Source organism: Myxococcus sp. CA056 (assembly GCF_013336715.1).
Lineage (GTDB): Bacteria > Myxococcota > Myxococcia > Myxococcales > Myxococcaceae > Myxococcus > Myxococcus llanfairpwllgwyngyllgogerychwyrndrobwllllantysiliogogogochensis.
The window spans coordinates 860,981-875,624 of the sequence record NZ_JABUMT010000003.1 but is presented as its reverse complement, the minus strand read 5'-3'; the positions used below and the strand labels follow the sequence as shown (position 1 = coordinate 875,624).

Sequence of the window (14,644 nt, the reverse complement as noted above, 5' to 3'; positions counted from 1 at the left end):
GTGACAGCGCGAGTGAGGGGCGGCCCACTTGGTCCGGCCCCACCTCGTCAGCGGAAGTCGCGCCGCTCGAAGATGAAGATGGCGGCGGCGGTGAAGAGCGCCGCCCAGCCCAGGCCGTAGCCCACGCCCGAGAGGAAGGTCGAGGTATCGACCGGGAGGCCGTACGTCGCATAGGGGCGGAAGTTCATCCGCTCCAGGTTCGGCAGCAGGTAGTAGAGCGCCTTCGCGAAGGTCTTCACCGAGCCGTCATCCAGTCGGTTCGCGATGTCGTAGAGGTCCGAGGCCAGGTGGCCGGTGAAGTAGATGCCGGTGGTGGCGATGGCCGACACCGCGGGGCCCGTGAAGCTCGAGAAGAGGATTCCCGCGCTGGTCAGGACCAGCAGTTCGAACCAGAGACCCACCGCCGCGACGATTTGCGTGGGGTGGATGCTCACCTGGAACATCAGCAACTGGCTGGCGAAGATGAGCATCATCGCCCCCATCATCACCGCGAGCGTCAGCATGTTGCCCGCCAGCCGCGCCAGCAGGAACTGGGTGCGCGACACGGGCTTGCTCACGACGAGGAAGATGGTGCGCCGCTCGATTTCGCGGCTCAGCAGCCCACTCGACAGGAAGATGGTGAGGAAGACGAGGATGAGGCTCATCATTCCCAGGCCAAAGTCGGTGAGCACCCGGTCGAACGTGGCGACCGTCACCTCCGTAATCAACGTCGACGACAGCAGCACCACCGCCGCGAAGGCTCCGACCACCACCGTGACGCGGTTGCGGCGTGCCTCCCGGAACCCGTTCCAGACCATCGCGCCGAACGCGCTCATGTGTTGATCTCCCCGCCGACACTCGTCGTTCGTCCGGAATCCTTGAGGGCGTCCATGAAGAGCTGCTCCAGGGAGAACTGAGCCGCCTGGAGGCTGTTGACGCGTCCGCCGGCCGCCAGCACCTGGCTCAGCATCTTCTGGCTCTGGGCATCGGGCACCTGCACCCGCACACGCCCGTCCAGGGACTGGGTGGACTCCAGGGCCACGCCCAGGCTCTTCACCTGCTCCAGCGGCAGGCCTTCCACCACCATCTCCACGGTGGGCACCTGCGTGGAGAGCAGCTCCCTGACGCTGCCCTCGCGCACGCGACGGCCACCCACGAGCACGGCCAGCCTGTCACAGAGTGCTTCCACGTCCGGGATGATGTGGCTGCAGAACAGGACGGTGGTCCCCCGGTCTCTCTCGGCGAGGATGAGGTCGCGCATCTGCCGTCGTCCGACGGGGTCCAGACCGCTGGTGGGCTCGTCGAGGATGAGCATCTTCGGTCGGGCCACCAGCGCCTGCGCGAGCGCCACGCGCTGCACCATGCCCTTGGAGTAGCGCCGAATCTGGAGCTTCTCCGCGGCCCCCATCTCCACGGAGCCGAGGACCTCCGTCACGCGCACGTCGAGCTCGTGGCCGCTCATGCCGCACAGCTGGCCCGCGAGCGTCACGAACTCACGGCCCGTGAGGTACTCGTAGGGCGCGGGATTCTCAGGCAGGAAGCCCACGAGTCGCCGCGTGGCGGCCTTGTCCACGGGCTGGCCGAACAGCAGCGCGTTGCCGCTGCTCGGCCGCACCAGGTTCATCAGAATCTTGATGGTGGTGGACTTGCCGGCGCCGTTGGGACCGAGCAGGCCGTAGATCTGCCCGGCGCCCACTTCGAGGTCCAGGCCCTGGAGGGCGCGAACGGTGCGGTTGAACCAGAAGCCTACCTTGTAGGTCTTCGAGAGTCCCCGGACTTGAATGGGAGGGGCGTCAGGGCTGAGGGGATTCATGGTTCTTCGCGTCCATGGGCTTTGGAACGAGGCGCTCCCCGTCCGACGTCTTCTCGTTGTAGATGATTCCCAGCCGGAACCGCGTCGCCGTGGAATAGGCGCGTCCGTCGTCACCCAGGAAGAGCTTGCCGCCCAGGGGATCGCCAGGAAGCTCGCTCAGGTCTCCTGCTGAGACGAGGGCTTCAAGGGATCCGGGCAACTGGCCGGTGCGAGCCTTGTGGTGTTCGAGGGCCTCGTCGAGCTGCCGGAGAAGCCGCTCCTGGAGGATTTCATTCACGCGGCGCTCGTAATACGTGCGCGTCTCCTCGTCTTCGGCGCTGTCGCGCAACGTCTGCGCGAGACCCAGGCTGGTTTCGAATTCCCCGGCCTGGGCATACAACCGGGTCGCCAACCCCGAGTACCACTCCGGCGCGCCGGGCTCCCTCGCGAGCGCTTCGATGATGGCGGCCGCCTCTTGATAGCGGCGCTCGAAGAACATGAGGTTGTAGGCGAGCTGGAAGTGGATGCGCTTGTCCTCCGGCGTGTTGGCCATGCCCTTGCGGAGGATGGTCGAGGACTCCTTGACGTTCGCGTACTGCTCACGACCCATGTGGATGGGGATGGTGATTCCCGCGAACGTGTAGACCTTGGCGAACCGGGGGTCGAGGTCCGTCGTGAGGTCCGCGTAGTAGTAGACGTCGCGGTAATCAGACACAGACCTGGCCGAGCCGACCCGGTTGATCGTCAGAATCCAGAAGTAGTCGGTGACCAGGCCGAGCTGCGCCTTGAACAGTGCCTTGAGGAAACCGGGGCGCGGCAGGATGGGACGGTCACCCAGATGCGGAGGGGGGCGGGGCTGGCCAGAGAGGTAGACCACCAGAAGCAGTCCAGCAACCAGCAGCACGGTAGGCAGCTTGCGCATCATTCCCTTGAAGAAGCAGACACGGGACACCCGAGGAGCCCCGGATGTCCCGTTGATACAGCGCGGCGCTTCACCCAACCAGAGGTCCAGCGCCTACATGACTACGGGCAGCTCACGTCGTTGTACGCGTTACCCGGCTCGCCGCCACCGATCGTGCCCGGCGGGTCGATGCCGCACGTGTTGGTGAGCGCGGTGGACACCGTCGCGAGGGAGGTGATGCCCCAGGTGTCGCCGAACGCATCGTTGTCGACGTTACCGGCCGCCGTCGCGTAGAATTCGCAGTTCGGGCAGTTGCCGTCCACGCCGATCTTGCCCATGGGCGCCGCGACCGTGGGGGCCTGATTGAAGCGCGCCGAGTCCTGGCCGATGCAGCCCTGATCATATTGGCGCGCGTTGACTGCCTGCGCCGCCGGAGCGCAGCCCGCCTTGATGGCGTAGGTGAAGCGGTTGCCCGGCTCCGGATCAAAGCCGACGACCTTGAAGTCCGAAACATACTTGTCCTTCTCGCCGAAGTACGCCTTCTGGGCCGTGAAGATGGCCTTCAGGTTCGTCTTGGCCTCGGACTGCTTGGACTTGGCCTGGAAGCGGATGAAGTTCGGGATGGCGATGGCGGCCAGGATGCCGATGATGGCGACCACGATCATCAGCTCGATGAGGGTGAAGCCACCCTTCTTCTTCAGGAGACGGTTCAGCATGTCGGGAGTGCTCCGCAGGTGCAGAGGGGGGTTGAACGACAGCCCGGATTCATAGCACGAACGGTGCCATGGCCAACAGTTGCCCCAACCCGGTGAATTCCCACAGCGGGGTGGGGCGGATCTCGCTCGCTCCTCGCCCGAGCTGCCAAAAATTGTCACCGCGCCTGCCGCAAATCGTCGATCCCCGATGCTGTCCTCCCTGGGCCGCGACGCTAGGATGCCCGACTCCGTGACGGACTCCTCACTCGTGCCAGGCTGGGCCGGGCCCCTCTTCACCGCCTTCCTCCTGGTCCTCGGCCTGTGTATCGGCAGCTTCCTCAATGTCGTCATCGCCCGTGTCCCTGAAGGACTGAGCATCGTCCGGCCGGGTTCGCGCTGCCCCAAGTGCGGGCATGTCCTGTCCTGGTACGAGAACATCCCCGTCCTCTCGTGGCTCGCGCTGAGGGCTCGGTGTCGTTCGTGTCACGCGCCCATCTCCCCGCGCTACGTGCTGGTGGAGCTGCTCACCGGACTGCTCTTCCTCGCGTGTTTGCGGAGGTTCGGGTGGACGTACGAGTTGTTCCCCGCGCTCGTGCTCGTGTCGTTGCTGATACCGCTCACCTTCATCGACCTGGCGCACTGGATCCTTCCGTTTTCGCTGACGGTTCCGGGCATCGCCGCGGGGCTGGTGCTCGCGGTGCCCCGAGGCGCGGACGCGGTGGTGGACGCCACGTTGGGAGCGGTCATCGGCTTCCTCGCCTTCCGCCTGATGGAGTACGTGGGCTGGAAGGTCTTCCGAAAGGAAGCGCTGGGCGGCGGTGACAAGTTCCTCGTCGCGCTCCTGGGGGCGTTTCTTTCCTGGCGAGCCTTGCTGGGCATCCTCTTCTTGTCATCGCTGCAAGGCGCGGTGGTGGGACTGGCCATGCTCGGACTCACCGGGCGCGCGGGGCCGTCGACACCTCCCGATGCCGCGCCCGTGACGCCTCCCGAGGGCGTTGCGCCACCTCCGGATGCTCCGCGCGTCAAGGCATCCGAAGGCGCGGCTTCCCCTTCCGAGGAGAAGCTCGTCTCGCACACGACCGAGGGCGCCGCCCTGCCTTCCGGTACCGAGAGCGCGGCGCTTCCGCCTGTCGTTCCGGCTGACGCGTCGTCTCCTGGCCTCGGCGCGACGACGGCCGGGCCCGAGGGCACGAATGAGTCCGAGCCCGAATCCACGATGACGTGGGAGTTCACCCGGCCGGGGATTCCGTTGTGGAAGCGCTTGTTGCTGGTGCCCTGGTGCCTGCTCTTCCAGCCGATTCCCGATGCGCCCATGGACGATGAAACGGGCGAGGAAGAGGAGTGGGTGCCCGGGCCCACCAACATTCCCTTCGGGCCGTGGCTCGCGCTGGCGGGCTTGGAGGTGATGTTGCTGGGGCCGTGGCTCGCGCGCGTGCTGCCGATGGACATCGCGATGTTGCTCGGGGGCGCGCCGTGAAGCGCGCGCACGCGCGATGAAGTGGCGCATCGCCAGCGTGGCGTTCCTGCTGAGCTCGCTCTGCACGGGACTCTCCTGGTTGTCGCTGCAGCCCGTCCTCATCCGGTTGTTGGAGCTGGGGCGCCGGCTCGTGTCGCCGGGGACACCGGACGCGGAGGTGCTGACGCAGGTGCGAGGCTTTCTGCCGCTCGCGCTGGGACTGGACCTGGTCGCGCTCACGTTGCTGTCGTACGTGGTGTTGGACCTGACGGTGGGCCGTCCGCTGCGCTCCGCCGAGGCCATGGTGGAACAGCTGGGGCGACTGGAACTGGACCCGCACCTGACACCCACGCAAGGCGGGCCGCTGCTGTCGAGGATGCAGCGCGCGTTGCAGCGGCTGGCGGAGGCGCTGCGTTCGGAGCAGGCCCTCACGCGCTCCCAGGTGGAGTCGCTGCGGGAGGCCAACACCCGTCTGGCGCGAGCCCAGACGGAGCTGGTCTCCGCCGAGCGGCTGGCCACGGTGGGCAGGCTCGCGGCGGGCGTGGCTCACGAGGTGGGAAACCCCCTGGCGGGCATCCTCGGGTACCTGTCGCTGGCGCGGATGAAGGCGCCCACGGAGGAGCTGAAGGACTACCTGGAGCGCATCGACCACGAGGTGCAGCGCATCGACCGCATCGTCCGGAGCCTGCTGGACCTGGGGCGTCCAGAGACGGCGTCCCCAGGACCGGTGGATGTCGGCTCGGTGGTGGAGACGTGTGTGCGGCTGGTCCGCGCCGCGCCCGAGCTCGCGGGTGTGTCGGTGGACCTGGCGCTGGAACCGGGGGTGTTCGCCCGGGCGGAGGCGGGCCCGCTGTCGCAGATCCTCATCAACCTCCTGCTCAACGCCGCGCAGGCCATGGGAGGGCAGGGGAGCGTCAGTGTGGTGACCCTTCGTGAAGAGGGAGAGGCCCGGCTGGTGGTGAGGGACCACGGCCCAGGCATTCCGCCCGAGGTCATGCCCCGGTTGTTCGAGCCCTTCTTCACCACGAAGGGGCGACAGGGCACGGGGCTGGGGCTGGCGGTGTCGCTGCGGCTGACGCAGGTCATGGGCGGGCGGCTGGGGGCGGAGAACCTGCCCGAAGGTGGCGCGCGCTTCACCGTGTCCCTGCCCGCCGTGTGAGCGGACGCTGTCCGGCCAGAAGCTATCTCCTGCCTCGGGACTGGGGGATGATGCCAGAAGGCCCCCATGTCCTTGTTCCGCACCATCCTCGTCGCCGATGACGAGCCCTCCATCCGGCACATCCTCACGTTGGTGCTCACCGACAAGGGCTACGACGTTCGCGCTGTCGCGGACGGGGAGGAGGCGCTGCGGGAGCTGGCCACGCGCGACTACGACGTCCTCGTCTCCGACGTGCGGATGCCTCGCAAGGATGGGCTCACGCTGCTGCGCGAGGCGCAGGCCGCGCACCCGGGGCTCACCGTGGTGGTGATGAGTGCCTACGGCTCGCAGGAGCAGGCCCTGGAGGCGGTGTCCGCCGGCGCGTACGACTACGTCCAGAAGCCCTTCAAGCCCGAGGAAATCGTCTTCGTCCTGCGCAAGGCCGAGGAGCGCGAGCGGTTGCTGCGCGAGAACCGGCGCCTCAAGCAGGGCGGTCTTCCCTCCGTGCCCCAGGGGCACATCCTCGGAGGGAGCGCGTCGCTGCATGCGGTGCTCAAGCAGGTGGCGCGCCTGGCACCGGTGGACACCACCGTGCTCATCAGCGGGGAGAGCGGTACGGGCAAGGAGCTCATCGCCCGGGAGCTGCACGCGCGCAGCCCGAGAGCCCCGCTCCCCTTCGTCGCCGTCAACTGCGGCGCCATTCCGGGAGGGTTGCTCGAGAGCGAGCTGTTCGGTCACGCGAAGGGCGCCTTCACCGATGCGCGCACGGCCAAGCGCGGCCTCTTCTCCGAGGCTGACGGCGGCACGCTCTTCCTGGACGAAGTGGGCGAGCTGCCGCTGCCCGCGCAGGTGAAGCTCCTGCGGGTGCTGCAAGAAGGAGAAATCCGTCCGGTGGGCGAGAACCGGGTGGAGAAGGTGGACGTGCGCGTGGTGGCGGCGACGCTGCGGGACTTGGGCAAGCTGGTGGAGAAGGGGGAGTTCCGCGAGGACCTCTACTACCGCCTCAACGTGGTGAACGTGAGGGTGCCTCCCTTGCGAGAGCGCCGCGAGGACGTGCCCCTGCTGGCGAGCGCCTTCATCCACCGCTTCAACCGCGAGCTCAACCGCGAGTCTCCCGTGGAAGGCCTGTCGCCAGAGGCCGAGGCCCTGATGTCCGCCTACGCCTGGCCGGGCAACGTGCGCGAGCTGGAGAACGCCATGGAACGGGCAGTCCTCCTGGCGGATGGCCCGCATATCCTTCCGGCCAACCTGCCCGAAAGGCTGTGGGCCGCGCCCGCACCCGGGCCGACGGGAACCAACACCGGCGGGATGCCACAGGTCGGTAGCGACCTGTCGCTCAAGCGGGCCATCCGGGAGCTGGAGGAGTCCTACATCCGGGCGGCCCTGAGACGGACGAAGGGGAACCGGACCCGGGCGGCGGAGGTCCTGGACATCAGTCACAGGGCGTTGCTGTACAAGATCAAGGAGTACGGCATCGACCCGGACGCGGAGGCCGAACGGAGCTGAAGGGGGAGATTCCGTCGGGCCGTATTTGACGGAATGCGGCCGGAGCCGGAAAATCGGGCCTCCGCGACCGTGGTGGGGGGCCCGGCGCAGTTTGGACGCAGGGGTCCCGGCCGAACGGAGAGCAGGCGGGCTCCGGGCACTTTTTAGGAGGGGTTGACGGCCAGTGCTACGCTGGCTGCCTCTCGACGGAGTCAAGCATGGCGAAGGGCAAACTGGCACTCGGTCTGGACATCGGATCGACCTCCATCAAGATGATCCTGCTCAAGGAGCAGCGCAAGCGGGGTGAGGTCGGCTTCGCGTTGCAGAGCTTCGGCATGAAGCCGCTGCCGCCCGAGGCCATCGTGGATGGCGCGCTGATGAACTCCACCGCCATCGTCCAGGCGGTGCAGGAGCTGATGTCCGAGCTGAAGGTGAAGGGCAAGGACGTCGCCATCGGCGTGTCCGGCCACTCGGTCATCATCAAGAAGATTCAGATGCCGCGCATGTCCCAGGAGGAGCTCGAGGAGAGCATCCAGTGGGAGGCCGAGCAGTACATCCCATTCGATGTGAAGGACGTGAACATCGACACGCAGATCCTCGACGGGGGCGGCAACGACGCCACCGGGCAGATGGACGTGCTGCTGGTGGCCGCCAAGAAGGACATGATCAACGACTACACCACGGTGGTCTCCGAGGCGGGCTTGGCCCCGGTGGTCGTGGATGTGGACGCCTTCGCCGTGCAGAACATGTTCTCCGTCAACTACGACCTGCCGGAGAAGGAGACCGTCGTCCTCATCAACGCGGGCGCCTCGGTGGTGAACATCAACATCATCGCCAACGGCGTGACGGTCTTCACCCGCGACGTCACCATCGGTGGCAACCAGTTCACCGAGGAGATCCAGAAGCAGCTCAACGTCTCCTACGAGGAGGCGGAAGCGCTGAAGATCGGCGGCAACCGCGCGGACGCGGATGCCGTGGTGCCTCAGGAGGTCGAGCGCGTGCTCTCCAGTGTCGCCGAGCAGGTGGCCGGTGAAATCCAGCGCTCGCTGGACTTCTACGCGGGCACCGCGGCGGACTCGAACTTCACCAAGGTCTACCTGTCCGGCGGCACGGCGAAGATTCCGGCCCTGTTCAAGACCATTGAAGCGCGCACCGGGGTGCCGGTGGAGATCCTCAACCCGTTCCGCAAGATTGAAGTGGACAACCGCAAGTTCGACCCCGCGTTCATCATGGACGTGGCGCCCATGGCCGCGGTGGCAGTGGGACTGGCGCTCCGGCGTCCTGGCGACAAGCTGGCCTAGACCGTCCACTTCCTGGAGACGACGCACATGATGATTCGCATCAACCTGCTTCCCGTCCGGAAGGTTCAGACCCAGCAGAAGGGCCGGCAGATCCTGGTCCTCTTCGCGCTGGCGCTCATTGGCGCCGCCGTGGGCAACTATCTCTGGTTCGACGACCGCGACAGTGAGTTCCAGCGCAACGCCCTGGCCATCACACAGACGCGCGCGAAGATCGCCGAGCTGGAGAAGGTCATCGGCGAGGTGAAGAACATCAACGCCCGCAAGACCGAGGTGGAGAAGAAGCTGGCCGTGCTGGACTCGCTGCGCAAGGGCCGCAACGGTCCGGTCCGGATGATGGACGCGCTGGCCTCCGCCACGCCGAAGAAGGTCTGGGTGAAGGCCTTCGTCGAGACCAGCAGCGCGGTCGCCATCGATGGCTCGGCCGTCAGCCACGATGAGGTCGCCGAGTTCATGCGCGGCCTCAACGGCGTGGTGTGGACGCCCAAGGGCATGGGGCGCCTGGTGGATCAGCGCCGGGACACGAAGACGTCTCGCGTGGAGCTCCTGACGGCGGAAGCCACCATCGAGGAGTTCCCCGCCGGGCAAATCACCCCGTTCTTCACCAACATCGACCTGACCAGCGCCGTGCAGACGAAGGGGGCCACCGGGCCCACGGGTGTGCCCTCCCTGGTTGACTTCAAGATCACCCTCACCGCGAACTACGCCATCTGACCGAGGCCACCGCCATGGACAAGTACCTGGACCAATTCGTCAAGGCGTCCCCGGCCGCCAAGTTCGGTGGCCTGGCAGCGGTCATCATCTTGATGACCGTCGCCAACTTCTTCCTGCTCATCGACCCCACCGAGACCCGCATCAAGTACCAGCTGTCCGAGCGGCGCACGCTGGACCTGGAGCTGGCGGAGAAGAGTGAAATCGCCCAGAACCTCAACGAGCGCCGGCGTGAGATGGACGTGCTGGAGCAGAAGCTCGCCGAGGCCCTCACGGAGCTGCCGGAGAAGAAGGATGTCGAGGAGCTGCTCGCGCAGATCAACGACATCGGCAAGAAGAGCGGCCTGGAAATCTCACTGGTGCAGCCCGACCGCGAATACGTGGGCGGCGGCGAGTTCTTCGCCCGCATCCCCATCCGGATGACGGTGAGTGGCAACTACCATGAGATCGGCATGTTCCTGCAGGAGATGGCGAACATGCGCCGCATCGTGAACGTCAACAACATCAACCTCGGCCAGCCGACCCTCAAGAACGAGAAGGTCGTGCTGCAGAGCACCTTCCTGGCGACGACTTTCCGGTTCGTCGAGACCAAGAACTAGAAACTTGATCCGTCCGGAAAGTAGGGCGACAAGGGGATTGAGGATGAAGATGTTCAAGGCCACCATGACGACTGCCGCGCTCGCGCTGACGCTCGCTGCCTGCGAGGAGGCACCTCCGCCCCCTCCGCCGGTGGCGGCGCCACCTCCCGCGGCGCAGGCCGCGGCGCCCGTGGAGACGGCACCGACCGCGGTCGAGGCCGCGGCCGTGGCGCCATACGTCTACAGTTACAACCCGGTGGGCAAGCGGGATCCGTTCCGCAGCCCGTTGGAAGAGCTGGGCCCGGTGGCCCAGGCCAATCCCGTCACGACGTGCATGGAGCCTTTGTGCGCGTTCGACCTGGACCAGCTCAAGCTGGTCGCGGTCGTCACGGGTGACGCCAATCCACTGGCGATGGTCGAAGACCCGCTGGGTCGAGGTCACATCGTGCGCCGCAACACCCGGGTTGGACGCCAGGGTGGCAAGGTCACGCAAATCCTTCGCGATTCGTTGACGGTGACCGAGGTGTTTTCGGGCAACGGAGAGATCATCAAGAATCCGGTGACTCTGCAGCTCAAGCCCGATGACCAGCAGGACCCTAGTTACAATCTGATGACGGGCAAAAACTACGGGGAGTAGCGCCCCCTGTGGCGCGCCCGCGGGCGGCAGCCCGCTTCCAACTTGGTGAGGGGACGCATGCTCGAGAGGAGCGCTGTGACGAGGGGCAAGTGGATGTTGGCGACCGCTTTTGCGGTCGTCCTTGCGGGCGCCAGCAGCAGTGGCGCCGAACTGAATACGCTTCGGGACCTGGATGTGTCCCGTACCGGCTCGGGCGCCCAGGTGGTGGTGACCGGAACCCGGCCCCCCACCTTCACCGTGTTCCGGCTGAGTGGTCCGGAGCGGTTGGTGGTGGACCTCTCGTCGGCTGACGCGACGGGTATCAAGGGCCACCACGACGGCTCCGGCCCCGTGGCCGGGGTCGTGGCGTCGCAGTTCTCGGACGAGCGCGCGAGCGTCGGCCGGGTGCTGCTGGCGCTGGACAAGGCGTCGCAGTACGACGTCCGGGCGGATGGCAACCGCGTGGTGATTTCGGTGGATGGCGCGACGCCCGCCGCCGAGGTCAAGCGTCCGGAGCCCGTCGCCGCTCCTGTCGCCACGGCTCCCGCTGCCCCGACGCCCGCACCGGTCGCCGAGGTCAAGCCCGCCGCGCCCACCGCCGTCATGGTGGCTGAAGCGCCGGCGAAGCCCGCCGCTGAAAAGCCCGCGCTGCCAGAGAACGTGGTCGCCGCCGAGGCGGATGAGCGTGAGGTGGCTCAGCCAGCTCAACGCATCACGCAGCTGGCCTATTCCGACGACACGCTTCGCATCCGCGCGGATGGCGACATCGCGCGCTATGAGGTGCTGGAGCTGGCGGACCCGCCGCGGCTCGCGGTGGACCTGTACGGGGTGGGGCTCTCCGCCCGCGCCCCTCGCGTGAATGGCGCGACCCTCCGGGACGTGCGTGTCGGCGCCCACTCGGACAAGGTCCGGCTGGTGCTCGACGTGCGCGGCAAGATGCCCGCCTATCGGGTGGACCGGGCCGAAAAGGGCCTGGAAGTGGTGCTGGGTGGAGCGGTGGCCCGCAAGGCCGCGCCCGAGCCCTCGCCGCAAGAGGTCATCGCGTCGGTGGCTGAAGTGGAGCCGCTGCGCCCCGCGCCCCAGCCGGTGGAGGCGCCTGTCACGGTCTCCCTGGTGGAGGTGAAGGACCTGTCCTTCCAGGAGGGTGGGGCGGGTGGTCGCGTGGTGCTGAAGCTGTCCGGAACGGCCGCCTGGAAGGTGGACCGTCCCGACCCGCGCAGCGCCGTGCTGACGCTGGACAACGCCCGGCTGCCGAAGAAGCTGGAGCGCAGCCTGGACACCAGCGCGCTGGAGACGCCGGTGAAGATGATCAGCGCCTTCAGTGTCCCCGGTGAGGGCCGCAAGGTGCGCGTGGTCGTCGCCGCCGACGGCGCCATCGAGGAGAAGGTCACCCAGAACGGCGGGACGCTCTCCTGGCGCCTGGACGTGAAGGGCGTGAAGACGGACGAGGTGTCCGTGGCGCAGCGCACCGCCGGCTTCACCGCCGAGGCGCCCGCCTACGCCGCCGAGGGCGCGCCGCAGCAGGCCCGCTACCGTGGCAAGCGCGTCTCCTTCGAGTTCAAGGACATCGACATCCAGAACCTCCTGCGGGTCATCGCGGAGATCTCCAAGAAGAACGTGGTCGTCGCGGACGACGTGTCCGGCCGCGTCACCATCCGCCTGCGCAACGTTCCCTGGGACCAGGCGCTGGACCTCATCCTGCGCACCAAGCAGCTGGGCAAGGAGGAGTTCGGCAACATCATCCGCATCGCTCCCCTGAAGACGTTGGAGGAGGAGGCCCGGCTGCGTCAGGAGCGCAAGAAGTCGCTCCAGCAGCAGGAGGACCTGCTGGTCAACCTCATCCCCGTCAATTACGCGGTGGCGTCTGAGATGGCCGCGCGGGTGAAGGACGTACTGAGCGAGCGCGGCAACGTCACGGTGGACACGCGCACCAACGTGCTCATCGTGAAGGACGTGCGCTCCAACACGGAGAAGGCCCGCGCGCTGGTGCGCAGCCTGGACACTCAGACTCCGCAGGTGCTCATCGAGAGCCGCATCGTGGAGGCGAGCACCGCCTTCAGCCGTCAGCTCGGCGTGCAGTGGGGCGGCCAGGCGCGCGCCTCCCAGGGCACGGGCAACCCCACGGGCCTCATCTTCCCGAACAACGTCGCCGTCACGGGCGGCTCCGTGGGCACCGCCGCGGGTCTTCCCGCCGCGCCGAACTTCGCGGTGAACCTGCCGGCGACGGTGGGTGAGGGTGCCGGTGGCGCGCTCGGCTTCGTCTTCGGCTCGGCCGGCGGCGCGCTGCAGCTCAACCTGCGGCTGTCCGCGGCGGAGAACGAGGGCACGGTGAAGACCATCTCCGCGCCCCGCGTGACGACGCTGGACAACAACACCGCGCGCATCAGTCAGGGTGTGTCCATCCCGTTCAGCCAGACGTCGGCCGGTGGTGTGAACACGACCTTCGTGGAAGCCCGCCTGTCGCTGGAGGTGACGCCGCACATCACCCAGGACGGCAGCATCCTGATGTCCATCAACGCCTCCAACAACCAGCCGGACCAGTCCAACACGGGAGCGAACGGGCAGCCGTCCATCCAGCGCAAGGAAGCCAACACCCAGGTGCTGGTGAAGGATGGGGACACCACGGTCATCGGCGGCATCTACGTCCGCCGTGGCGCGACCACGACCAACGCGGTGCCCTTCCTCTCGAAGATTCCGGTGCTGGGCCTCCTGTTCAAGAACTACTCGGAGCGGGATGAGCGCCAGGAACTGCTCATCTTCATCACGCCCCGCATCCTCAACCGGCAGACCATCGCGCAGAGCCTGTAAGGCATCGCGCCTCTTCATGCAGGAGAGCGTTCGCTCATGAAGCCCATCTATCTCGCCGCGCTGCTGGCGTTCGGCACGGTGTCTTGTGTCGACAACCTCCCGAAGCTCCAGATTCTCCAATCCGCTCCACCCGAAGAGGACTGCAATGTTCCGGATGACGTGGCGTTGCTGAGCGGCTCGTTGAACCTCGCGCTGGCTGGTGACTACCTCGCCGGGCTCACTGTCACCTCCAACCTGTCCGACACACCTATCGTCGTCGGGGAGGGGCCGGTCTCCGATATCGACTCCACCGCCGTCTATCTCACCGAACTCGAGCTCAGCTATCAGACGGAGCCCGAGCTCAACATCCCCAGTGCGACGGTTCCCATCTACGGGACCTTCCGTGGCAATCAGGATGGTTCCATGGTGCTCGGCCTGTTGACGCGCGACGCGCAAAGCGCACTGCGGTCCGCGGTCGGGGGAGGAGGCTCCGTTGTCGACGTGCTCGTGACTCTGCGGGTCCGAGGACACACGGTCGCTGGCGGCGACGTGGAGACGAACGAGATTTCCTACCCGCTGGTCGTGGGCTTTGCCCCCTACGTGTGCCCCAAGCCTGGCGATGTCCACGGCCCCAGCGTGGGGCCGTGTGACCCGCGCGGGCAGAATGGCGTTGTCCCCGAGTGCGTGTCGCCCTGAGCGGCGCCGCTGCCCAAGAACCCTGAGAGCCCATGTCCTTTCGCACGCACCTCGAGTCAGTGGTCAACCAGGTGGACGGAGCCCTCGCCTGCAGCGTGATGGGCTTCGACGGCATCTCCGTGGACACCTTCCAGCGCGAGGAGGCAAGCGAGCTGGACTTGAGTGGTGCCTGGGTGGAGTACGCCAACCTCCTCACGCAGCTGCGCAACGCCGCGGAGACGCTCAAGACGGGGACGGTCAGTGAGGTCAGCGTCAACAGCGACAAGGTGCTGACGCTGATGCGGTTGGTGTCACCGGAGTACTTCCTGGTGCTGGCGCTGCGCGCGGATGGCAACTACGGCAAGGGGCGCTATGTGCTGCGCGTGACGGCCCCCAAGGTGAGCGCGGAGCTGTAGCCGCGCTCGCTGTAAACCAGTCATCCAGACGACGCGCCGCTCCACTGGTTTCCCCTTCCCATGGAAGGGGGCATGGGCTAGACACCCCCGACTTTTCAAGCTTCCGCTATTTCGAGT

General features: G+C 66.9%; 14 protein-coding genes. 10 read left to right on the top strand and 4 right to left on the bottom strand.

Going from position 1 to position 14,644, the window contains the following annotated elements:
* Positions 1-47: 47 nt before the first annotated feature.
* From HUA76_RS18110 to HUA76_RS18095, 4 genes are all read right to left on the bottom strand, one after another.
* Positions 48-815 carry an ABC transporter permease gene (locus tag HUA76_RS18110; RefSeq protein ID WP_174461564.1) on the bottom strand — a complete coding sequence of 256 codons (768 nt, stop codon included), beginning with the start codon at positions 813-815 and terminating at the stop codon, positions 48-50.
* Positions 812-1,792: an ABC transporter ATP-binding protein gene (locus HUA76_RS18105; protein WP_174453019.1), complete on the bottom strand. Its 981-nt coding sequence runs from the start codon at positions 1,790-1,792 to the stop codon at positions 812-814. The genes HUA76_RS18110 and HUA76_RS18105 overlap by 4 nt, the downstream gene beginning before the upstream one ends.
* Entirely contained in the window at positions 1,773-2,696 is a 924-nt protein-coding gene (locus HUA76_RS18100; protein ID WP_254614273.1) for a pilus assembly protein PilG, read from the bottom strand. Before HUA76_RS18100 ends, HUA76_RS18105 begins: the two co-directional genes overlap by 20 nt.
* Positions 2,697-2,794: 98 nt before the next feature.
* Positions 2,795-3,373, bottom strand: a complete 579-nt coding sequence (locus tag HUA76_RS18095; RefSeq protein WP_254614326.1) for a prepilin-type N-terminal cleavage/methylation domain-containing protein — start codon at positions 3,371-3,373, stop codon at positions 2,795-2,797.
* A 244-nt stretch (positions 3,374-3,617) separates the two neighbouring features.
* Here HUA76_RS18095 and HUA76_RS45380 point away from each other — a divergent pair, with 244 nt between their 5' ends.
* The 10 genes from HUA76_RS45380 to HUA76_RS18040 all read left to right on the top strand — a co-directional run bounded on the left by HUA76_RS45380 (position 3,618) and on the right by HUA76_RS18040 (position 14,527).
* Positions 3,618-4,844, top strand: a complete 1,227-nt coding sequence (locus HUA76_RS45380) for a prepilin peptidase (RefSeq protein ID WP_371745494.1) — start codon at positions 3,618-3,620, stop codon at positions 4,842-4,844.
* A 16-nt stretch (positions 4,845-4,860) separates the two neighbouring features.
* The gene (locus HUA76_RS18080; protein WP_141642890.1) at positions 4,861-5,982 is read left to right on the top strand and encodes a sensor histidine kinase; all 1,122 of its coding nucleotides are present in this window, start codon (positions 4,861-4,863) and stop codon (positions 5,980-5,982) included.
* A 66-nt stretch (positions 5,983-6,048) separates the two neighbouring features.
* Positions 6,049-7,467, top strand: a complete 1,419-nt coding sequence (locus HUA76_RS18075; protein WP_141642889.1) for a sigma-54 dependent transcriptional regulator — start codon at positions 6,049-6,051, stop codon at positions 7,465-7,467.
* A gap of 197 nt (positions 7,468-7,664) precedes the next feature.
* Positions 7,665-8,747, top strand: coding sequence for a type IV pilus assembly protein PilM (pilM, locus tag HUA76_RS18070; protein ID WP_141642888.1), 1,083 nt, complete (start codon positions 7,665-7,667; stop codon positions 8,745-8,747).
* Positions 8,748-8,774: 27 nt separating this feature from the next.
* Positions 8,775-9,458: a PilN domain-containing protein gene (locus HUA76_RS18065; protein WP_174453021.1), complete on the top strand. Its 684-nt coding sequence runs from the start codon at positions 8,775-8,777 to the stop codon at positions 9,456-9,458.
* Between the two features lie 14 nt (positions 9,459-9,472).
* Entirely contained in the window at positions 9,473-10,054 is a 582-nt protein-coding gene (locus HUA76_RS18060; protein ID WP_174453022.1) for a type 4a pilus biogenesis protein PilO, read from the top strand.
* A 43-nt stretch (positions 10,055-10,097) separates the two neighbouring features.
* Positions 10,098-10,670, top strand: a complete 573-nt coding sequence (locus HUA76_RS18055) for a pilus assembly protein PilP (protein WP_174453023.1) — start codon at positions 10,098-10,100, stop codon at positions 10,668-10,670.
* A 57-nt stretch (positions 10,671-10,727) separates the two neighbouring features.
* On the top strand, positions 10,728-13,457 hold the full coding sequence (gene pilQ, locus HUA76_RS18050; RefSeq protein ID WP_174453024.1) for a type IV pilus secretin PilQ: 2,730 nt from the start codon (positions 10,728-10,730) through the stop codon (positions 13,455-13,457).
* 36 nt (positions 13,458-13,493) lie between these two features.
* Complete coding sequence (locus HUA76_RS18045) at positions 13,494-14,132, top strand: hypothetical protein (protein WP_174453025.1); 639 nt, start codon at positions 13,494-13,496, stop codon at positions 14,130-14,132.
* 32 nt (positions 14,133-14,164) lie between these two features.
* On the top strand, positions 14,165-14,527 hold the full coding sequence (locus HUA76_RS18040) for a hypothetical protein (RefSeq protein WP_141642882.1): 363 nt from the start codon (positions 14,165-14,167) through the stop codon (positions 14,525-14,527).
* Positions 14,528-14,644 lie beyond the last annotated feature (117 nt).